The organism is Solilutibacter silvestris (genome assembly GCF_002895945.1).
Taxonomy (GTDB): domain Bacteria; phylum Pseudomonadota; class Gammaproteobacteria; order Xanthomonadales; family Xanthomonadaceae; genus Solilutibacter; species Solilutibacter silvestris.
Genome location: NZ_NPZB01000001.1, coordinates 1345897 through 1364667, shown reverse-complemented (window position 1 = coordinate 1364667; position 18771 = coordinate 1345897). Strand labels below are relative to the sequence as shown.

General features: G+C 62.1%; 21 protein-coding genes and 1 tRNA gene. 7 read left to right on the top strand and 15 right to left on the bottom strand.

Annotated elements, in window-relative coordinates:
• The first annotated feature begins 1 nt into the window (after position 1).
• Complete coding sequence (gene kbl / locus Lysil_RS06205) at positions 2-1195, top strand: glycine C-acetyltransferase (protein WP_103074628.1); 1194 nt, start codon at positions 2-4, stop codon at positions 1193-1195.
• Here the strand turns inward: kbl and Lysil_RS06200 are convergent.
• The 3 genes from Lysil_RS06200 to Lysil_RS06190 form a co-directional block, all read right to left on the bottom strand.
• Positions 1185-1940, bottom strand: coding sequence for a pseudouridine synthase (locus tag Lysil_RS06200; RefSeq protein WP_240600190.1), 756 nt, complete (start codon positions 1938-1940; stop codon positions 1185-1187). The two genes, kbl and Lysil_RS06200, sit on opposite strands and share 11 nt — an antisense overlap.
• A gap of 2 nt (positions 1941-1942) precedes the next feature.
• A complete protein-coding gene (locus Lysil_RS06195; RefSeq protein WP_129588375.1) occupies positions 1943-2491 on the bottom strand; it encodes a hypothetical protein in 549 nt (182 codons plus the stop codon).
• A 105-nt stretch (positions 2492-2596) separates the two neighbouring features.
• Positions 2597-3808, bottom strand: a complete 1212-nt coding sequence (locus tag Lysil_RS06190; protein WP_103074625.1) for an OmpA family protein — start codon at positions 3806-3808, stop codon at positions 2597-2599.
• Between the two features lie 565 nt (positions 3809-4373).
• On the opposite strand from Lysil_RS06190, the gene Lysil_RS06185 reads away from it, so the two are divergent.
• Positions 4374-4838: a cell wall hydrolase gene (locus Lysil_RS06185; protein WP_103075022.1), complete on the top strand. Its 465-nt coding sequence runs from the start codon at positions 4374-4376 to the stop codon at positions 4836-4838.
• Between the two features lie 29 nt (positions 4839-4867).
• The gene (gene rnt, locus Lysil_RS06180) at positions 4868-5542 is read left to right on the top strand and encodes a ribonuclease T (RefSeq protein WP_103074624.1); all 675 of its coding nucleotides are present in this window, start codon (positions 4868-4870) and stop codon (positions 5540-5542) included.
• On the opposite strand, the gene Lysil_RS06175 is transcribed toward rnt, so the two are convergent.
• The 3 genes from Lysil_RS06175 to rnr are packed head-to-tail and all read right to left on the bottom strand — an operon-like array spanning position 5520 to position 8951.
• On the bottom strand, positions 5520-5795 hold the full coding sequence (locus tag Lysil_RS06175) for a CBU_0592 family membrane protein (protein ID WP_103074623.1): 276 nt from the start codon (positions 5793-5795) through the stop codon (positions 5520-5522). The two genes, rnt and Lysil_RS06175, sit on opposite strands and share 23 nt — an antisense overlap.
• Positions 5792-6538, bottom strand: a complete 747-nt coding sequence (rlmB, locus tag Lysil_RS06170; protein ID WP_103074622.1) for a 23S rRNA (guanosine(2251)-2'-O)-methyltransferase RlmB — start codon at positions 6536-6538, stop codon at positions 5792-5794. The genes Lysil_RS06175 and rlmB overlap by 4 nt, the downstream gene beginning before the upstream one ends.
• Before the next feature lie 16 nt (positions 6539-6554).
• Positions 6555-8951 (bottom strand): ribonuclease R, encoded by a 2397-nt coding sequence (rnr, locus tag Lysil_RS06165; protein ID WP_103074621.1) that lies wholly within the window; start codon positions 8949-8951, stop codon positions 6555-6557.
• Between the two features lie 94 nt (positions 8952-9045).
• Between rnr and Lysil_RS06160 the strand changes: the two genes are divergently transcribed.
• Both Lysil_RS06160 and Lysil_RS06155 read left to right on the top strand, forming a co-directional pair.
• Positions 9046-9130 (top strand) — tRNA-Leu (locus Lysil_RS06160).
• Positions 9131-9314: 184 nt separating this feature from the next.
• Positions 9315-10496 (top strand): tyrosine-type recombinase/integrase, encoded by a 1182-nt coding sequence (locus Lysil_RS06155; protein ID WP_103074620.1) that lies wholly within the window; start codon positions 9315-9317, stop codon positions 10494-10496.
• Here Lysil_RS06155 and Lysil_RS06150 read toward each other — a convergent pair.
• From Lysil_RS06150 to Lysil_RS06115, 9 genes are all read right to left on the bottom strand, one after another.
• Positions 10486-11010 (bottom strand): DUF4411 family protein, encoded by a 525-nt coding sequence (locus tag Lysil_RS06150; protein WP_103074619.1) that lies wholly within the window; start codon positions 11008-11010, stop codon positions 10486-10488. The two genes, Lysil_RS06155 and Lysil_RS06150, sit on opposite strands and share 11 nt — an antisense overlap.
• Positions 11003-12127: an ImmA/IrrE family metallo-endopeptidase gene (locus tag Lysil_RS06145; protein ID WP_205756870.1), complete on the bottom strand. Its 1125-nt coding sequence runs from the start codon at positions 12125-12127 to the stop codon at positions 11003-11005. The genes Lysil_RS06150 and Lysil_RS06145 overlap by 8 nt, the downstream gene beginning before the upstream one ends.
• Positions 12128-12219: 92 nt before the next feature.
• Positions 12220-12816: a phage tail protein I gene (locus Lysil_RS06140; RefSeq protein WP_240600187.1), complete on the bottom strand. Its 597-nt coding sequence runs from the start codon at positions 12814-12816 to the stop codon at positions 12220-12222.
• Between the two features lie 73 nt (positions 12817-12889).
• Positions 12890-13300 (bottom strand): hypothetical protein, encoded by a 411-nt coding sequence (locus Lysil_RS06135; protein WP_103074617.1) that lies wholly within the window; start codon positions 13298-13300, stop codon positions 12890-12892.
• A gap of 11 nt (positions 13301-13311) precedes the next feature.
• Positions 13312-14964, bottom strand: coding sequence for an HK97 family phage prohead protease (locus Lysil_RS06130; protein ID WP_129588374.1), 1653 nt, complete (start codon positions 14962-14964; stop codon positions 13312-13314).
• Between the two features lie 302 nt (positions 14965-15266).
• A complete protein-coding gene (locus Lysil_RS06125; RefSeq protein WP_103074615.1) occupies positions 15267-16400 on the bottom strand; it encodes an AAA family ATPase in 1134 nt (377 codons plus the stop codon).
• Positions 16390-16833: a DNA primase gene (locus Lysil_RS06120; RefSeq protein WP_103074614.1), complete on the bottom strand. Its 444-nt coding sequence runs from the start codon at positions 16831-16833 to the stop codon at positions 16390-16392. The genes Lysil_RS06125 and Lysil_RS06120 overlap by 11 nt, the downstream gene beginning before the upstream one ends.
• Positions 16830-17300: a hypothetical protein gene (locus tag Lysil_RS13150; protein ID WP_129588373.1), complete on the bottom strand. Its 471-nt coding sequence runs from the start codon at positions 17298-17300 to the stop codon at positions 16830-16832. The genes Lysil_RS06120 and Lysil_RS13150 overlap by 4 nt, the downstream gene beginning before the upstream one ends.
• Entirely contained in the window at positions 17297-17587 is a 291-nt protein-coding gene (locus Lysil_RS06115) for a helix-turn-helix transcriptional regulator (RefSeq protein ID WP_205756868.1), read from the bottom strand. Before Lysil_RS06115 ends, Lysil_RS13150 begins: the two co-directional genes overlap by 4 nt.
• 294 nt (positions 17588-17881) lie before the next feature.
• Here Lysil_RS06115 and Lysil_RS06110 point away from each other — a divergent pair, with 294 nt between their 5' ends.
• On the top strand, positions 17882-18133 hold the full coding sequence (locus Lysil_RS06110; RefSeq protein WP_103074613.1) for a hypothetical protein: 252 nt from the start codon (positions 17882-17884) through the stop codon (positions 18131-18133).
• A 201-nt stretch (positions 18134-18334) separates the two neighbouring features.
• Entirely contained in the window at positions 18335-18751 is a 417-nt protein-coding gene (locus Lysil_RS06105; protein WP_165782402.1) for a DUF2946 family protein, read from the top strand.
• Positions 18752-18771 lie beyond the last annotated feature (20 nt).

Here is an 18771-nt window from a genome sequence, read left to right as displayed (position 1 = left end):
CATGTCCCTGACCGAACGTTATTCGCACACCCTCGATGAAATCCGCGACGCCGGGTTGTTCAAGAGCGAACGCATCATCGCCAGCCCGCAGTCCGCGGAAATCACGCTGGAAGACGGCCGCAAGGTGCTGAACTTCTGCGCCAACAACTATCTCGGCCTCGCCGATCATCCCGGCATCATCCAGGCCGCCAAGGACGCGCTCGACAGCCACGGCTTCGGCATGGCCTCGGTGCGCTTCATCTGCGGCACCCAGGACCTGCACAAGCAGTTGGAGAAAACCATCTCCGATTTCTTCGGCACCGAGGACACCATCCTCTATGCCGCCTGCTTCGATGCCAATGGCGGCCTGTTCGAACCATTGCTGGACGAACACGACGCGATCATCTCCGACGCGCTCAACCACGCGTCGATCATCGACGGCGTGCGCCTGTGCAAGGCCAAGCGCTATCGCTACGCCAACTGCGACATGGCCGATCTCGAGGTGCAGCTGAAGCAGGCCAAGGCCGACGGCGCGCGCACCATCATGATCACCAGCGACGGCGTGTTCTCGATGGACGGCTTCATCGCCCCGCTCGATGAAATCACCGCACTGGCGCAGAAGTATGGCGCCCTCGTCCACATCGACGAATGCCACGCCACCGGCTTCCTCGGCAAGACCGGTCGCGGTTCCGCCGAAGTGAAAGGCGTAATGGACAAGATCGACATCTTCACCGGCACGCTCGGCAAGGCGATGGGCGGTGCGCTGGGCGGTTTCACCACGGCGAAGAAGGAAGTGATCGAACTGTTGCGCCAGCGCTCGCGCCCGTACCTGTTCTCCAACTCGCTGCCGCCACACGTGGCTGCTGCCGGCATCAAGGCCTTCGAGATGTTGTCCAGTGCTGGCGAGCTGCGCGAACACCTCGCCGCGAACACCGCGTACTTCCGCGAGCAGATGGCCGCGCGCGGTTTCGACATCCGGCCCGGCGTGCATCCGATCGCGCCGGTGATGCTTTACGACGCCCCGCTGGCGCAGAAATTCGCGGCACGGTTGCTGGAGGAAGGCATCTACGCGATCGGTTTCTTCTTCCCGGTGGTGCCGAAGGGACAGGCGCGCATCCGCACGCAGATGAGTGCCGCGCATACCCGCGAGCATCTTGATCGCGCCATCGATGCCTTCACCCGCATCGGTCGCGAACTGGGCGTGATCAAGGGTTGATGGGCACGCGGGTATTGCCGGGCTGACTGGCCAACGATTCAATCTCCTCGCCCGTCAGCTCGCGCCACTGCCCTTTCGGCAATTCACCCAGTTGCAGCGATCCGACCGCGACACGCACCAATCGCAGCACATTGATATCAAGCGCCGCCAGCATCCGCCGGATCTGGCGATTGCGTCCTTCGTCGAGCACGATCTCCAGCCACGCCGTCTTGCCGCCGCTGCGCAACAACGACGCCGATTTCGCCGCCAGCATCGCGTCGTCGCATTCCACCCCGCTGGAAAGTGCCGCGAGCTGATCCTGCGACGGAACGCAGTCCACCTGCACGTGATAGGTCTTGTCGGGGCCGCGCTGCGGACCGTTGATCGCACTCGCCCACCCCGGATCGTTGGTGAACAGCAGCAGGCCCTCGCTGGCCTGGTCGAGACGCCCGACCGGCGCGACCCAGCCCAGATCCGCGCCATCGAAGCAGCGATAGACCGTATCGCGACCGCGTTCATCGCGCGCGGTGGTCACCAGCCCGCGCGGCTTGTTGAGCATGAAACAGCGCCGAAGCTGCGCACTGGCATCCGCGCCTTCGATCTCGATGCCGGCTTCGTCCAGCCATGTCGGGCGTTCGGGATCGCGGACGATGCGCCCCTGCACGCGGACGCGACCTTCGCGGATCCAGCGTTCCGCTTCACTGCGCGAACACAGCCCGCGTTTCGACAGGATGCGCGCCAATCCGTGGCGCGAACCCGCGGCCACGATCAGGGTTTCTGGACGGGCACAGGTGCCGGGGTCTGCTGCGGCGGATTGCCATTGACTGCAGGCTGGCCTTGAACATCAGCCGCCGGAGTTGCCTCCGGTTTCGGCGGCCCCTTGGAGACATGCAGCCCTTTCGACTTCATCCACGCCTCGAACTCGACGGCGGTCATGCCCTTCTGCATGTTGAATCGCCACGGCGAGTTGTCCCATTGCGATTGCGGCTTGTAGTTGGCGGGATCATTGGGATTGGCCGGGGACGGTGATGGCAGCGTCGCGGCGATCTTGCGACAGGTGTCCACGCGCAGGCGCAGCACCACCATGTCGGCCGACATCGCCTGATCGTAGGCCTGCGTGAGTACGCCGCTCGGCGAACCCAGTTGCGCCGCGATGATCGGACGCACTTCCGCGGCCATCGGAGCCAGCACGTCGCTGCCGAGCGGCATCGATTGCGGTACGTCGGTGCAATTCGCTTGTTGCGCGGATGCGCTCATCGCGGAGAACACACCGCACGCGGTCAGGAATGCAATGGATGCGTGGCGTACGTGTTTCATTCTGCGAGTCTCCAGCGAGTCAAGCCGGAAGTGTAACTTCGTGTCGCGAAAAAACGAAACCCGGCCGAAGCCGGGTTTCGTGTGTTGCCTTGGAGCAAACCGCGATCAGTGCTGAACGTTCAGCTCGGTACGACGGTTGGTCTCGTTCTTGCACTCCGGCTTGGTCTGCGGGGTCTGGACCAGCGGACGGCTCTCGCCGTAACCGACCGGACCAGCCAAGCGACCGGCGTCGACGCCGTGCGAGGTCAGGTAGTCGTACACGACGCGAGCGCGACGCTCCGACAGAGACTGGTTGTAGGCGTCGGAACCGCACAAGTCGGTGTGACCGGCGACTTCAACACGCAGCGACGGGTTGGCCTGCAGGACCGAGATAGCCTGGTCCAGCGTTTCGGTCGAACCGGCGACCAGACCGGCGGTGGCCAGCTTGCCCTTCCAGTTGCGCTTCGGATAGTCGAAGTTGAAGTTGACGCCCTTCAGGTCGATGGCGACCGGCTTCGGGCAACCATCCGGACCAACGATCGTGCCGGCCGGGGTGTTCGGGCACTTGTCGTCGCAATCGTTGACGCCGTCACCATCGCTGTCCTTGTCGGCGCAGGTCGGAACCGGGGCCGGCGGCGGCGGGGCAACAACCGGAGCAGCCTTGTCCGGGCCCAGGGCCACGGTCAGGCCGACCGAAGCCAGCAGGTCAACAAACTGGCTGTGCTGCGGCTGGGCCAGCGCCTGGTACTTGCTGTCCGGCACGACCACGGCGGCGCCCGCCTTGTGCGGAGCCTGGACCTTGTCGAAGTCGGCACGAGCGCCGATTTCAGTACGCAGGTTCACGCGGCCGAAGTCGAACTGCAGACCGGCACCGAGTTCACCGGCGACATTGTTGTCCTTGTGGACGGCCGGGCACTTGGACTGCACGGCGATATTGGTGTTCGGGACCAGACCGGTACCGCAAGCGCCTTCGAACTGCTGCTCATGGCGCTGCATGCCGATGCCGGCCTTCAGGTACGGCCACCACTTGCTGTCGGCGTGACGGAAGTGGTAACGGGCGGCCAAGGTCGCACCGTACTGGGTCCACCACAGATTCGGATTCATCTTGAGATCCGGATTCTGGTAGTTCAGTTCGAGGTCGGTCGACCAGTTCGGGGTCCAGAACTTGCCGAAGCCCAACATGCCAAAGATCGCATCCTGGGTGTCGCGGTTCTTGTCCTGGAAGTTCACACCGGTGGCAGCGGAAACGTACCAGCGGTCGTCAAACTGCTGGGCAGACGCACCCTGCGCAACGCCCAGACCGCACAACAACGCGGCACAGAGGAGTTTCTTGTTCATTTGAGCTCCTTAATCATCGTAATGAAACAACTTGTTGGTTAAGCGAATATCGTTTTTTGCAACAAACGGCACGCGGCCGTTCGACCTACCGGGACGACTCTAGGAACCGTTCGGTGAAGACAGCGTTAACGCTACCATAACGCTTCGGTCATTTTCGAGCAACCGTGAACGGCCGGTTCAGCGGCCAGCAAAGAATGACCTACCGCGCCGGGATCCGCAAGACAAAGGCGGCGGTCATCACATTTCGAATGCGTTCCGGTCGACGACCCGGGCCAGGAGTCTGGCCAGCAGCCGGCCGCGTCTCCTGTCTAGCAGAATTCCAGCAGAAAATCCCCATTCATGATTCAGCCGCGGTTGGGGATGGCGCCCCTAAGGTGCCACGACCTTGCGGCCGCCCTCCCGATCGATCGGGAATCCGATGGCGCCGCAGACGACCGCTCCCCCACGCGGTCGCATCGGGCACCCGGTGATCACGGACACCGCCGCCCTCCCCGAAACGCCATGCCGGATATTCCCGAGGCCCATGCGGCCCGTCGTCCAGCGCAACGAAACAAAGGAGTCGACGATGAAACTGGCATGGTTGTTATGGATGGCGTCGGTCCTGCCGCCGCAGGCCTCTGATTCGCTCTGCCTGAGCACAACGTTGTACCTGGAAGCGCGCGACCAGCCGCTGCTGGGCCAGCAAGCGGTGGCGGAAGTCGCGTTGCGACGCAAGGACACCGGCCTCTGGGGCGATTCCGTGTGCTCGGTGGTCACTGCGCGCAAGCAGTTCGCCCCCACACTGGTGTCGCCATCCACCGATCTCGACAACACCGAGGCCTGGGCGCGTGCCGTGACCGTCGCGCTGGATGCCGAGCACAACTGGACGCTGCCGGTCGGGAAACGCCGCGAGGTGGTTCCGGGCGCGACCCACTTCGCCGCGCTCGACATCGCGCAACCCAGTTGGCGCACCGGCTATCAAGTGCGGACGATCGGCGATCACACCTTCTTCGACCTGATGGCGACGTCGCGCCCGCCGTATCGCGATTGAGCATCGACGCGACCGGCTAAACTGGCGGCATGACCGATCCGGCCCGCCCCACCCTCGCCACGCGTTTTCGCGGTTTCCTGCCCGTCGTGGTCGACGTGGAAACCGGCGGCTTCGACTGGAATCGCCACGCATTGCTGGAAATCGCCGCGGTGCCGCTCGATCTCGACGCTGATGGCAAGTTGATTTGCGGCGAGACGATCAGCGCCCACCTGCATCCCGCGCCGGGCACTGATATCGATCCGAAATCGCTGGAAATCACCGGCATCCAGCTCGATCACCCCTTCCGCCTCGCCAAGCCGGAACGCGAAGCGCTCGATCACGTCTTCAATGGCGTGCGCGCCGCGGTGAAGAAACACGGTTGCCAGCGCGCGATCCTGGTCGGGCACAACGCCCACTTCGATCTCAACTTCGTCAACGCAGCCGTCGCCCGCGTCGGCCACAAACGCAATCCGTTCCACCCCTTCAGCGTCTTCGACACGGTGACGATGGCCGGCCTCGCCTACGGGCAGACGGTGCTGGCACGCGCGGTGCATGCCGCCGGCATCGACTGGGATGGCGCCGAAGCGCATTCCGCCGTCTACGATGCCGAAAAGACCGCGGCGCTGTTCTGCAAGATCGCCAATTCATGGCCGATGCTCAACGCACCGAAATCGGAACTGCCGCCGCAGCAGCCGTCATTGCTCAGCGCTGACGTTGGCCCCTGAGCGAACGCGCCAGTCCGTAGAGGGCGATCAGCGCCCAGACGCTTTCCAGCAGGAACACCGAGATGTTGAAGCCGCCGATCAGCGATACCAGGATGGCGAGCGCACCGATCAGGTTGAGCAACTGGTAGATCGGGCCATCACCGCGCAAACGGCCAACCTGCAGCAGGAAGAATCCGATCACGATCAGCAGTGAACCGGCGAGGCCGGCGACGTCCCACCAGTGCAGGGTGAACAAGGCGCTGGAATCGTTCATGACACCCTCTGGCGGACAGCTTCAAACAGGGAAATGCCGGCAGCCACCGACACGTTGAGGCTTTCCATCGCGCCCGGCATCGGGATGCGCACCAACTGGTCGCAATGTTCGCGGGTGAGGCGACGCAGGCCCTCGGCTTCCGCGCCCAATACCAGCGCGACATTGCCGCGCAGGTCGATGGAATACAGCGAAGTCTCGGTTTCGCCCGCCAGGCCATAAATCCACACGCCCTGCTGTTGCAGCGACTTGAGGCAGCGCGCGAGATTGGTCACGCGCACCACCGGCAAGCGATCGGCCGCGCCCGCCGAAGTCTTGCGCACGGTTGCGGTGATCGACGCCGCCTTGTCGCGCGGAATCACCACCGCGTGCGCACCGGCCGCAGCGGCACTGCGCAGGCAGGCGCCAAGGTTGTGCGGATCCTGCACTTCATCGAGGACGAGGATCAGCACGCGACCATCGGCGTTCTCGACGATCCCTTTCAGATCGTTTTCGTCGTAGGTCTTCGCGGCGGCATAGCGCGCGATCACGCCCTGATGACGCAATCCGCCGGCCACGCCATCCAGCGCCTGCTGGGCAACGCGGCGCGGCTCGATGCCGAGGCGGCGCGCCTGCGTTTCGATCTCGAGGACGCGCGGATTCTTCGCGCCGGCCTCGATCAATATTTCACGGACGTTGGCCGCATCGTGTTCGATCGCCGAAGCCACGGCATTGATGCCGGCGATCCATTGGGAATCCTTGGACATGGTGCGATGTGTCGTCTCAGTAGGGTTTCTTGCCGCGCTTGGCCGGCTTGCCGCGTGGTGCCGCCGGTCGCGGTCCTGCTGCTTCGTATTCGCCGGCCAGCTTGAAGTCGATGCGGCGATCCTCGACGCTGGCGCGCATCACCACGACTTCGACGCGATCGCCGAGACGGAACGTCAGCCCGCGCCGCTCGCCAGTCGTGGTCTTGCGGATCGGATCGAAGTGGTAGAAGTCCTGCGGCAGCGAGGTGACATGCACCAGTCCGCTGACCTTGGAATCGTCGAGTTCGACGAACAGGCCAAACGAGGTCACGCCGCTGATGGTGCCGTTGAACTTGCCACCGACGTGTTGTTCCATCCACGCGGCGCGGTAACGCTCGTCCACTTCGCGTTCGGCTTCGTCGGCGCGGCGTTCGCGATCCGAGCATTGCTGGGTGAGCGCCGCCATTTCGCGCGGCGACGGCCAGCCGCGTTCGGCGGTTCCGCCACGCAATACATGCTTGATCGCGCGATGCACCACCAGATCGGGATAGCGGCGGATCGGCGAGGTGAAGTGCGCGTAGGACTCCAGCGCCAGGCCGAAGTGGCCGATGTTGTCCGGCGAATACACCGCCAGGCTCTGGCTGCGCAGCACCACCGATTCCAGCAAGGCGGCATCGGGGCGTTCGCGAATCACCTTCAACAGCGCAGTGAAATCACCCGGTCGCACCTTGCTCCACGGCGGCAGGCTCAGCTTGAATTCCTTGAGGAATTCCAGCAGATCGGCGAACTTGGCTTCCGGCGGGCGATCGTGGATGCGGAACGGCGCCGGCATGTGATGGGCGATCAGGAACTTCGCAGCCTCGACATTCGCCGCGATCATGCATTCCTCGATCAGCTTGTGGGCGTCGTTGCGCTGGAGCATCCCGGCCTGGGTCACCGCACCGGTGTTGTCGAGGACGAAGCGCACTTCCGATGATTCGAATTCGATCGCGCCGCGACGCTGGCGGGCTGCGGCCAACACCTGGTACAGCGCGTGCAACTGCTGCACCTGCGGCAACAGGCTACCGACGCGTTGCAATGCGTCTTCGCGGGCGTCCTCGGGAATGCCGTCGCCGATCGCGTTCCACACCTGGGTATAGGTGAGCCGCGCGTGCGAATTCATCACCGCTTCGTGGAAGGTCGATGACGTCACCTGGCCCTGCGCATCGATGCGCATGTCGCAGGCGAAGCACAGGCGATCCACTTTCGGATTGAGCGAACAAATGCCGTTCGACAACGACTCCGGCAGCATCGGCACGACGAAACCGGGGAAATACACGCTGGTCGCGCGCAGTTCCGCTTCGCGGTCCAGCGGCGTTTCCAGCCGCACGTAATGCGAGACATCGGCGATCGCGACGATCAGGCGGAAGCCGCCGTTCTTCGTCGGTTCGCACCACACCGCATCGTCGAAATCCTTGGCGTCCTCGCCATCGATGGTCACCAGCGGCGTGTTGCGCAGGTCAAGCCGCCCGACCGTCATCGCGGCATCGACGTCCTGCGGCACGTTGGCCGCTTCATCCAGCACGTCCTGCGGGAATTCGTGCGGCAGGTCGTGGCCGTGGATCGCGGCTTCCACCACCAGCGATGGCGTCAGCTTGTCGCCAAGCACGGCGACGATGCGGCCGATCGGCGGGCGCACGGCATCGGCGGACTGGGTGATTTCGCACACCACCAATTGGCCGGTGCGGGCATCGCCACGTGCATCCGTGGGAATCTGTATGTTGCGCTGGATGCGGCGATCGTCCGGCACCACGTAGCTGATGCCCGACTCCAGCACGAAGCGTCCGGTCAGGCGATTGAGCCGCCGTTCCAGCACCTCCACCACTTGCCCTTCCGGGCGACCGCGGCGATCGAGTCCGGTGATGCAGGCAAGCACGCGATCGCCGTGCATGGCCTTGCGCATTTCCAGCGGCGGCAGGAACAGGTCTTCACCGCCCTCGTCCGGCCGCAGGAAGCCGAAGCCATCGGGATTGGCGATCACCGTGCCGCGCACCAGGTCGACCGCGCGCGCTGGCAGGTAATCGCCGGAACGGTTCCGAAGCAGCTGGCCATCGCGCACCATCGCCGACAGGCGACGCTGCAGGATTTCGGAACGCTCGGGCGCGGTCAGCTCGAAGGTTTGCGCGAGCGCCTCCGCCGTGAGCGGACCATCCGCTTTCGACAAGGCCAGCAGGATGGCTTCGCGACTGGCGATGGGATCGGCATAACGCTCGGCTTCGCGATGGGCCATCGGATCGAGACTGTCGGCGCGCGCCGGCTTCCTTGCGCTCGCCGCGGATGGACCGCGACCACGCCCGCCCGTTTGCGGCATCCACGATGGTGGCTTGTTGCCCGCCGGCCCGCGCGGCCCGCCACCCGATCGCTTGCCGCCACCTTTTCCGGTATTCGTACTCATGGTGCCATGGTCGCACACTGCCCGTGCCGATCCGGAACCCGGGCGCATCGGCTTGACAGCGCATCGACGCCCTAGCAAAATACGCGGCTCATCTGCCCTGGTGGCGGAATTGGTAGACGCACTAGTTTCAGGTACTAGCGGGTAAAACCGTGGAGGTTCGAGTCCTCTCCTGGGCACCATGTAGATGTCTCAGCGCATCTCATGACAGATGAAAACAACGAAACCCGCGCAAATAGCGCGGGTTTTTTTGTGTTTGCGTGTCCATCGCATCTCAGGACAGCTCGCGCGTGACATGGGCAATTTTGTGGGTAACTTCGGGCAGGCCCCAAAAGTTACCCGCACCTAACCTGAGGCCTCACACGCATGGCAATTTTGACTGATCGCAGCGCTCGCGCGCTGAAACCGCAGGACCGCATGTACAGGACTACCGACGGTGGTGGCCTGGTACTGGAGACGTGGCCCCACGGAACGAAGTACTGGCGATTTCGCTACCGCTTCGCCGGCAAGGAGAAAAGTCTGGGGATGGGCGCATTCCCGGAGGTCTCGATCCGGGAAGCTCGGGACGGCCTAGTCGGCGCCCGTGCCCTGCTCCGCCAGGGCATCGACCCTTCGAAACAGCGAAAGGACGCACGCCGGGAGGCTCTTTCGGCTCACGACCGGGTATTCGAAATCGTGTCGGCCGACTGGCTCGCCGAAAACAAAGGGCGATGGGCGCCGGAGACGTACCGCAAGGCGAAGTACGTGCTGGAAACGTACCTACAGCCGCCGCTGAAGAACTGCGACGTTGCGACGCTCGCGACACCGGAGGCGCGCCGGGTGATCGCCGCAGTGTCCGCCAAGGCGCCCGCATTGGCACAAAAGGCGCGCGGCCACCTCGGGGCAATCATGGAGTTCGCCGTCCATAAGGGACTGCGGGAGGAAGGTCGCGCGCTGTCCCTACGCGGGAGCGTCCAGAAGAAAGAAACCGGCCACATTCCGGCCGCCGTTGACCCGGATGACATCCGCGTCGTGGTGAGCGCCGTATTCGCGTACGAATCGCCCATCACACGCGCCGCGCTGATTCTGGCGATGTTGACCGCTCAGCGCCCCGGAACGATCGCTGGCGGCCGCTGGAGCGAATTTGACCTGGACGCCGCCGAGTGGCACATCCCGGGCGAGCGGATGAAGATGCGCGCGCCGCACGTCGTCCCATTGCCCCGCCAAGCAATCGAGCAACTGAAGTTCATGCGCCAGTTCACGGCCGACCGCGAGTACGTGTTCCCGCCCCTCGCGCGCCAGCGGACGCCGCACCTGCATCGGGATGCCCTGAGTTCGGCGCTGAGGCGCATGGGGTTACAGGGACAGCATGCCGCCCACGGGTTCCGCGCCATGTTCCGTACTGCTGGCCGGGAGCGACTGCGGATCGATGCCGACGTGCTGGAAGCGCAGTTGGCACACGTGAAGAAAGGCGACGTGCGGAAAGCCTACGACCGCACGCAGTTTCTGGATGAGCGGCGGGTGGCGATGCAGGCGTGGGCGGATTGGGTGATTGGCGTTATGGCTTAAAGACGAACGTCGGTCGAGCGTGCGCTCGTAGCAGCTCATAGATCGTCACAGTCTTAATGTTGCCGATTTTCAGTGCAGCATCGGGAATCGGCACTTCCTTCTTCTTTTCAGGCTGAGACAGTTCTTGCGTCACGACGATATGCCCGTGGGCGCGTGCGTACGCGAGTAGAAATGCATCGGCCCGCTTGACATCGGCAAAGCGGGCAAGCGCGGCGGGCTGATAATGCTTATCGGCGTTGGCCCATTGCATGCAGTGAGCATATTCCTTCATTACGGCAGCGTCGCCCACATCGTCGAGAAAAAATCCATCGGGCATTTCCTCGGTCCACCTGCGCGCCTCGTCACCTTTTTTCCCTTCGAGCAGTTCTGCGCGAACCTTGCCGATGCTATAGATCACACCCTTATCAAAGCCCTCATGTACCCAATCCCAAAACCCTTCGCAGAACGCAAAGTGGTAGTGGAAATTTTTGCCTTGGATAAAGACATTGAAATCAATGATGTACTTGTTAGCCATGCTCGGCACGCCCCTTTGCCAACGCCACAACCGTATCAGGTTTGACGTTCAATAGACTCGCAGCGTCGCGGAGCAGCGTTTGCCCACTCATCGCGCTCGCCACAATCGTTCGTGTGAATTTCTTGCTGTTTCTAACCGGAATGGTCAAAAGGGCGGTCGGCTTTCCGCTGGACTTAACTCGCTGCGTATTAGCCGCGACCTCGTCATAAAACGCCTGATCAACAAGCTTATTGTCCAACGCGCGTCGAGCGATGACCAGCTTGCTAACCCGGAAATACTTAGCGAGCTTTTCGACATCTTGCGGGCCAGACCATCGCTCCATAAAGGCATTCATCGGCACCAGTAAATTTGCCGCAACACGATTACAGAGACGCTCAATCGGATTTCCAAATCGAGCAAGTGTTACATCAGAAACACCGGTCACGCCAAGCCAGATGTGAGCCAACTCATGCATAAGCGTAAAGACCGCTGCCACTTCGGCATCGCGCCCATTGATGAATACAAGCGGCACCAGCTTGTGCGAAACCGCAAAGCCTCGAAACTCCTTTTCAGAGATCGGTCGATGCGTATTGGCCTTGACGTAGCTGGTCTTGAACACCAACACGCCTTTAGCTTCAGCCTTCGCACTCAGCGCGGAGAAATAGGCGGCAGCATCGGCACTTTTACGGCGGTCGTCGTCAGTGACACCAAGCTCGCGACGCATGTCCGCAGCGATGTCGTCGGCATTTCGCTTTGCGTCAGCAGTAAATCGACCAACGAAGGGATGCTCCCCGGCTCCTGCTTCTGTAAGGTACTCGATCAGCCAACTCTGCTTCGCAAACACGTCCTCGAGCGTCTCATAAAAATCTTCGCTCAATGGCTGCGCATCCTGAATTTGACGTAGATCAGGGATGTTCGGGCGCGTGATTTCGGGTGGCTCGGCAAGGAATAGGTAGCCGAAAGGAATGCGCGCCCTCTTCGCTAGCTTCTCAGCCTGCGCTACGGTCAAGCGCCCCTGAACGATACGTTCGCGATCCCTCTCGCGCTTGGCAACACTCTCAGCGAAAGAGTGCAGTGTCTGGCCCGCCTTTTCGGCAGCCCAATTAAGCACGTCGCGGGAGAATTCCAGCGGCTCCACGTTTAACGACCCATCGCCCCGTATGAAACAGCTCATTAGACCATACCCTGTCTCAGGGGCTGAGAAGACGCCCCTACGCCGCCTCAGGCGAATTAAACCGCAATCATTTGGAGCCGCGCGTATACCGCGGCTCGGCCCGCAGCCACTTGCCCGACCTGCGTCTGCGCCTGGACGGCTTGTGTGAATGTGAAATGCGAGCGGACGGGCTTCGCGCGCTCGACTTCGGATATGACGGCGTCGACGTACGCCGCGGAATCAGCGCCAGCGCCAGCGCCAGCGCCAGCGCCAGAAAATGCCAGCACCATGTCGAACGTGTGCGGCGCGCCGGTCGGTGATTTTTCCCACCACTCGGTCAGCACGACCGATCCGCCGAATGCCTCGACGACTTGGTGAACGCTGCGCGCGGTGCCCTTGCGGCGCTGGATGTCGATCGCGTTTCGGATCAGCGACCGTTTGATATTCTCCGGCCACGTCGGCTCCCACGTGTCGACCGACATCGCCCACGCCAACCACGGCAGCAGCGCCACCGGGCATGTGTCGGGGTTCCACACGTCGCGGATCGGAACGGGGATGGCGGCGAACGGCTCGACGGCCGCGCGCGTCAGGTTGCGGACGGTTGCGGTCGCGTTCGGCGGCAGCAGTGCGGCAACGTCAGACATCGGTGCAGTGTTGGTCTGATCGATGATCATTGGTCACTGGGCTCCACGGCCCCCAGGCCGATCAGCTCCGCCAGTGATCGAATGGATTCAGGGGATGCAATCATCACCGCTCATGCCGATCATGGCCCCAGCCCACTGTGAGCGGATCGGCCGGCGCCATGCAGGAATACTTCTTCCTGGGTTTCTCGGGCTCCTTCGATCGCGCCGCATACTTCACGCGAATTTCCAACGCACGAATAACTTTCGCGACGCCGTCGTCACTCAGGTCCGGGAACCGCTTGCGAATACGTGTTTCCGCTTTGTTTCGCTCGTAAAAGAACCAGTTACCCATTGCCGGAGACGCCACCATGACACGGGGCCCGTCATCGTCAGGATGCCGCGAAACAATCGTGGCATCCTCAATCGCAAGCAACACCAATGACAGCGACGAATCCGGTGCGATCAGCGCCACTGGCGGCAGCGGTTCCTGGACCGGCGTTACCGCCGGCATTTTCCGTTTGATTTTCCAGAACATGGCGTCACCCCTTACGCCACGGCCGCGAAGAACGAACCCGGATGCATCACAACCGGAAGCACGTTCACGAAAACTGTCACTGCGAGATTGCCTTTCATGCCCGTACGCTGGAACGTGATTTCGAACTCGTCGTTGATAACCAGGCCAGCGCGCGAGAAATCACCGATGAACGTCCCAGCATGCGCACTCGCAAGGTCGGCGACGATGCCATTCGCGCGCAACGTACCATCCGGCGCCATTGTCGCGCCCACGCCACCTGTTCCCACGATGCCGCGCAAGTCGTCCGCACTGATCAACGCCGCGGCGGCCGCGCCCAAGCTGAAATTCGCCGGGGCACCCGCAGCGACCGCCCCGATGACAACCTCATCGGCCACGCGCCCGATACCGAGCGTCACGGATTCCAGAATTTCCTGCTCGATGCGTTCGTACGGAACCTTGTGCAAGTCGCGGCGCTTCAATTCGAAGCTCACGGCTTTCTGGATCGAGTTGTTTTTGAAGTCGAAGTCGATGATCTGAATCGGCGTCGGCGTCACGGCCACGTCCGTATCGTCCGGGACAGTGACGAACTGCGCCGGCAGCGGCCGACGGAAATGTGCGGGCATCGGAGCGACGGCGATCGCCATGTCACCGGCGCCTGCGACGATCGATTCACCGATCTGCGAATACGCGATGAGCTGCGCACCCGCCCGGCAGACGCGGGATGCGAACGCAACCGCGTGTTTCATCGGGATTTGCCTACCCGAAAATTTTTCGGTCAAGGCCAGCCCACCGGGGGATCGTTCGAATTCGCCGATGGCCACGCGCTGTTCGTTCAGGCGAACGATTGCGCTGCGCTGCATCGGTTGTGGAATGTAGCCTGTGGGTTCCTGGAACCCGACCGGCGTGTGTTCCAGGAACTTCTGCGCGCGCATCGCGTTTTCGATGGCTACGCAGAAAGTGGAGTCGGAACTTTGCTTATTGATCGATCGGACGGCCATGCTGTTTTGTTCGCCTATGTTGGTACGCTTAGGGTCGGCTTTGCGCGTGTCTAGCGCCACGGTAGAAATGTCCGCGCTGCGCCCAATGCCGACAGTGTCGCGGCGGCTCGATGACTTGCCCATCGGCGGAATTTTCGCTTTACGGCCGACACCCACAGTCACGTCAGCAGGCACCGACACGAAGCTGATTTCGTACGGTTGCCACTTTGTGACGACGTACACATCATGCCTATGTGCGCCAGGCCGCTCGAGGAATTCAACGGCGTTGACGAAATACCCAACCGACACGTTGCAGCGGATGCCGTCCTCGATGTCGGCCAACAGGTCTTCACCATCCTGGGAACGGCTGATTTTTACGATCGCACGGCCTTTGCGAGTGGCTTGGTCGATCCATGCTTCGGTGACCACGCCACGTTGCTCGTGCCAGTCGTGGTTATCAAGGACTGCGCCGGAATTGAGCAGCCGCGACAGGTCGACGGCACCCGGATCGTGCGACAACACTTCAACGCCATACGTGCGTTCGACTTCTGCTTCGCTGGAAAACGATATCTCGACCGTGCGCGCCTCGCGATTCACAGCAGCGATTTCAGCAGTGCGCCGCCCGTTGCCTCCTTTGCGGATGGCCTGGAGACGTTCGGAGCGGGTAAGGATTTTGGTTTTAGTGTTCATGCGGTTGAAAATTTCCATTGGTTGATCGGTTCATCGTTTTCTCCATAGGTGAACAACAAACTGAATTTGCGATGCCTCGCACATTTGAAAAGTTGCGGTGTTGATGGCACCGCCTACTCACCCCCATGGGGGAGGACCCGTGGAATGTGACGTGAGGCGCAAATCGTTCCATGCAGGGACTGCCCTGGCTTGGGGCCTGCTCCGGTGTGCCGGTTCGCCGCCGGTTGTCCGGTTTGTCCGGTTCCTAAAGGAAACCGGACCGGCGGACAGGCAAAACCGGACCCATTTCGGACGTAAACCGGACACAAATCGGACATTGGTCATTCGAATGTCCCCGCCTCATCGGTCGGTAGAACGAAGCCGCCGACCTGGACTTCGATCAGCCCACTCGTCTTAAGCGAATCGATGACTTCGCCAACCCGGCGGCGATCGATACCGCGGTCAACCATCGAATGCCGCCAGTCATTCATGGCAACGCGCGCGGTATGCGGACTGAGCTTCGACCGGGTCAGGGTCACACGACGATCAGCGAGCATGTCGCGCAACGTCTGCATGGCTAGTGTTTGGTGCTTCCCGCGGCCCGCCTTGCCGGGCGCCTGCGGCGGGGTGTAGTCCGTTGCGTCCAGAATAACGCTCGTCGCTGGAACACCCTCTTCGTCGCACACTGGAAGTTCGACACTGCACATGCGGAACGCGATCGGGTCTGGTTCCCGCGCGTCCTTCATCTTTTTTGTTTCGACTTGGATGACGCGATCGTTTCGCGCGACGCTGTATTCGGCATCGAGCGCAGCCCGGAACGCACTGGACCCTCGTCCCTGGGTCTTGTCTGCCTTTCCAGTGTGGTGAACGACCAGAACCGTGGCCCGGTATTTCTCACGGAGGAATGCATCCAAGTTCGATACAAACGAACCCATGTCCTCGGTTCCATTCTCGTCGCCACCGAAGTTTCGGGCGAGCGTGTCGACGACAATCAATTGCGGAACAGTGCCGGTTTGTTCGACCATTTCATCGACCGCATTCGCGACGCCTGCGGCTTCCGCTGCGCTGCATAGATGGGCGGCGCGGCTACTGATAAACAACCGCTCATCTATGCCTGAATCGTCGTGCCGGATTTTCCATGCCGTCAATCGGCGGATGATGCCGTTCCGGCCTTCACCGGCAATGTAGAACACTGTTCCGCGCTTGACCTTGTGACCGTGCCACTCATTTCCTGACGCGATACAACACGCCAAGTCGATCGCAACGAACGTTTTTCCGCACGCGGGATCACCGACGAGCGCCGCGATGGAGTCGGATTCAAAGTAGTCGCGCACCAGCCAATCGATTGGCTGTAGACCACCGGCGGTGAGTTCACCCAAGCTATGGAACGCAAACTGGCGATGCGCAGCGTGATTTTCGGACGTGCGGTCGGCATTCGCCGCCGCCACGTCCAGGATATTGGGCTTAGCGGTCAATCAGCACCGCCTTTGCGCGGGCAATCCGACTACATGCCAGGTTGAGCCGCGCCATGTCGTCGTCGGAAAGGGTATCGCCAAGCCGCACTGCATTGGCGGCGACGTGCGCGACCTCCACCTCAATGCTCAGCGCAGCGACGGCAGCCGGCCATTGCGACTCACGAATCGAACGGCGCCATTCAGCACGCTGCTCCGGCGTTGTTGGTGCGAGACGCTCCGGAAACAGGTCGGACCACTGAAGCTCGATTGCCGCCAATACATCGGCCGTCTCGCAGCCAGCGTGGCAACTCAGTAGCACTTTGCCATCATCGACTTCCGAAATAGAAAGCTTGCGGGACCTGCCACCGCACGAAGGGCAGCGCGCACGATGTCCGCGTCGATTGCGCTGGACACCATCAAGGCGACTCAGAACCACGTCGAGCGCGAAACTCATGCGCCGCCCCACATATCAGGATCGCGTGCCATCGCCATAGCATCACGGGCATGATCGACGGTGAATCGATGAGTGCGCGGCGACCATGCGGCATGGCGTTCCACCAGCAAGCGAACGGCGCGATCGTCGTCCCAGCCTTCTAGAACGGCAGCACGCGCGACCCGCTCAGCCGCAGCGGTGCGATTTTTCCGTGCGGTGTGATTACGGCTGAGCATGCTGGCGGGGGCTGATTCCGTCAGGCACCGTTTCAGCAACGCTATCTCGATCCGTAGGGGCATCAGCGGAAACGTGGTGGGGTCTTGGCACCGGCGCGAGCTGAGCTTCCTAAGGCGCGGACATTTCGACCGTGGAACAATCGGCGAGCCACCGCCAATATCACTCTTGATCGGTTTCAGACGCCGGTCTTCATGCGTGTTGGTAGCGGTCCCGGATGGCATTCGTCCGGGACCGTTTTTATATTCGGTCATGCGGCGATGACCGCCGGTTTGCGACGCGAATCGGCGATGCGCGCGTTAACCCACGCGTCCACTTCGCCTTCGACCCATAGGGTCATGTTTCCGACCTTCAGCGCCTCCGGGAAGGATCGCTCGCCCATCAGTCGATATACCGTTGGGCGACTGATTCCAGTGCGGGAGACGACATCGCGCACCCGGATCAGCCTCTGTGAGTTGTTCTGGTTCTGCATTTTTTCAGGACTCCAATTGTCCACGCCGTTGTGCGCCATAGTTTTTCCATTCATCGAATTGCGTTCCATCGGCGTAATTTCCGCTCATGGACGCTCGCGATCTACGGTAAAAATGTCCGCAGTCAGCGGCCAACCGTGACCAGGTTTCGCGCATGCACGTATCGACGGGCACGAAAACAACAGGAAGCGTTACGCGTGTAACGCCAGCACATTCAGTGATGAGTTAAGAAGCGAACCCGAGTGCCGGCAAGCACTTGAGTGCCGCTTGCCAGGATGACGGGGACGACACAACACCGGATAACAGGGACCAGGCTCTGTCCTTCACCCACATGGCGCCGAATCGAGCAACGATTCGGACGCGGAATGACCCGCGACAACGAGAGAAGCAAAATGAGCAACGGCACGAAGGCGTACTACGAAGCGAAGATCGACGAAGCCACCGGAGCGATGTTCAACCGGGAAACAGGCGAACGACTGGACGCCATAGCCGTGATTCCTACCCATGCCCCTGACCTTCAGGCACTGGTGGACATGCTGACCCCGGAGGTAGCGGACGACCTGGCATGGATGGCCGCACGCCGTGCTGGATGGCGGCCGGTGGACGTGGCCGCCTGAACTTGCCTCAGCCCTCCCGGACCCCATACACTGGTCGGGTGCGGGTAACTTTGTGGCTAATCTTGAAGTGTGCCGCGCTGTGACTCTTGGTTTTCAGGTGTTTTCTCGCAAGGTTCGAGTCCTCTCCTGGCACCAGATGAAATCAAAAGCCTCGCGCAAGCGGGGTTTTTTGTTGCCCCTCCGATCCGTTACGCTGATGCCGTGAACCTGCTGCGCCATCCCGCCCTCCGCCTGCTCAACCTGCCAGCCCTGCTGGCGGTCTTGCTGCTGGCTGCCATACCGACGCTGGGCAGGATCCACGCACCTACAATGTCTGGCCACCACGCCGGCAAGGTCGCGTTGTGCACCAGCGAAGGACTGAAATCCGTTCGAGCGGATCTGGCGCAGTCACCAGACGCGACACCCGCCGCACCCGACCACCACCAACACGACGACTGTGGCTACTGCCCGTTGCTGGCCGGGCTGGCACAACTGCCGCTCGCGTTCGACTGGCGCCCGCCGGCGCCGATCGCCGACGCGCAACCACTCGCAACTTCCAGCGTCTTCATCGCACACGCCAGCGGCACCGGCCTTGGTGCACGCGGCCCTCCGGACTCCATCGCGTCGATCACCACTTGATCCGCACGCGCGTTCGCGCG

What these genes read in the sequence shown, in the direction of transcription:
- kbl (WP_103074628.1), top strand. Translation starts at nt 2, where the DNA reads ATGTCCCTGACCGAACGTTATTCGCACACCCTCGATGAAATCCGCGAC.
- Lysil_RS06195 (WP_129588375.1), bottom strand. Translation starts at nt 2,491, where the DNA reads ATGAAACACGTACGCCACGCATCCATTGCATTCCTGACCGCGTGCGGT.
- Lysil_RS06190 (WP_103074625.1), bottom strand. Translation starts at nt 3,808, where the DNA reads ATGAACAAGAAACTCCTCTGTGCCGCGTTGTTGTGCGGTCTGGGCGTT.
- Lysil_RS06185 (WP_103075022.1), top strand. Translation starts at nt 4,374, where the DNA reads ATGAAACTGGCATGGTTGTTATGGATGGCGTCGGTCCTGCCGCCGCAG.
- rnt (WP_103074624.1), top strand. Translation starts at nt 4,868, where the DNA reads ATGACCGATCCGGCCCGCCCCACCCTCGCCACGCGTTTTCGCGGTTTC.
- Lysil_RS06175 (WP_103074623.1), bottom strand. Translation starts at nt 5,795, where the DNA reads ATGAACGATTCCAGCGCCTTGTTCACCCTGCACTGGTGGGACGTCGCC.
- rlmB (WP_103074622.1), bottom strand. Translation starts at nt 6,538, where the DNA reads ATGTCCAAGGATTCCCAATGGATCGCCGGCATCAATGCCGTGGCTTCG.
- rnr (WP_103074621.1), bottom strand. Translation starts at nt 8,951, where the DNA reads ATGAGTACGAATACCGGAAAAGGTGGCGGCAAGCGATCGGGTGGCGGG.
- Lysil_RS06155 (WP_103074620.1), top strand. Translation starts at nt 9,315, where the DNA reads ATGGCAATTTTGACTGATCGCAGCGCTCGCGCGCTGAAACCGCAGGAC.
- Lysil_RS06150 (WP_103074619.1), bottom strand. Translation starts at nt 11,010, where the DNA reads ATGGCTAACAAGTACATCATTGATTTCAATGTCTTTATCCAAGGCAAA.
- Lysil_RS06140 (WP_240600187.1), bottom strand. Translation starts at nt 12,816, where the DNA reads ATGATCATCGATCAGACCAACACTGCACCGATGTCTGACGTTGCCGCA.
- Lysil_RS06135 (WP_103074617.1), bottom strand. Translation starts at nt 13,300, where the DNA reads ATGTTCTGGAAAATCAAACGGAAAATGCCGGCGGTAACGCCGGTCCAG.
- Lysil_RS06130 (WP_129588374.1), bottom strand. Translation starts at nt 14,964, where the DNA reads ATGGAAATTTTCAACCGCATGAACACTAAAACCAAAATCCTTACCCGC.
- Lysil_RS06120 (WP_103074614.1), bottom strand. Translation starts at nt 16,833, where the DNA reads ATGAGTTTCGCGCTCGACGTGGTTCTGAGTCGCCTTGATGGTGTCCAG.
- Lysil_RS13150 (WP_129588373.1), bottom strand. Translation starts at nt 17,300, where the DNA reads ATGACCGAATATAAAAACGGTCCCGGACGAATGCCATCCGGGACCGCT.
- Lysil_RS06115 (WP_205756868.1), bottom strand. Translation starts at nt 17,587, where the DNA reads ATGGAACGCAATTCGATGAATGGAAAAACTATGGCGCACAACGGCGTG.
- Lysil_RS06110 (WP_103074613.1), top strand. Translation starts at nt 17,882, where the DNA reads ATGACCCGCGACAACGAGAGAAGCAAAATGAGCAACGGCACGAAGGCG.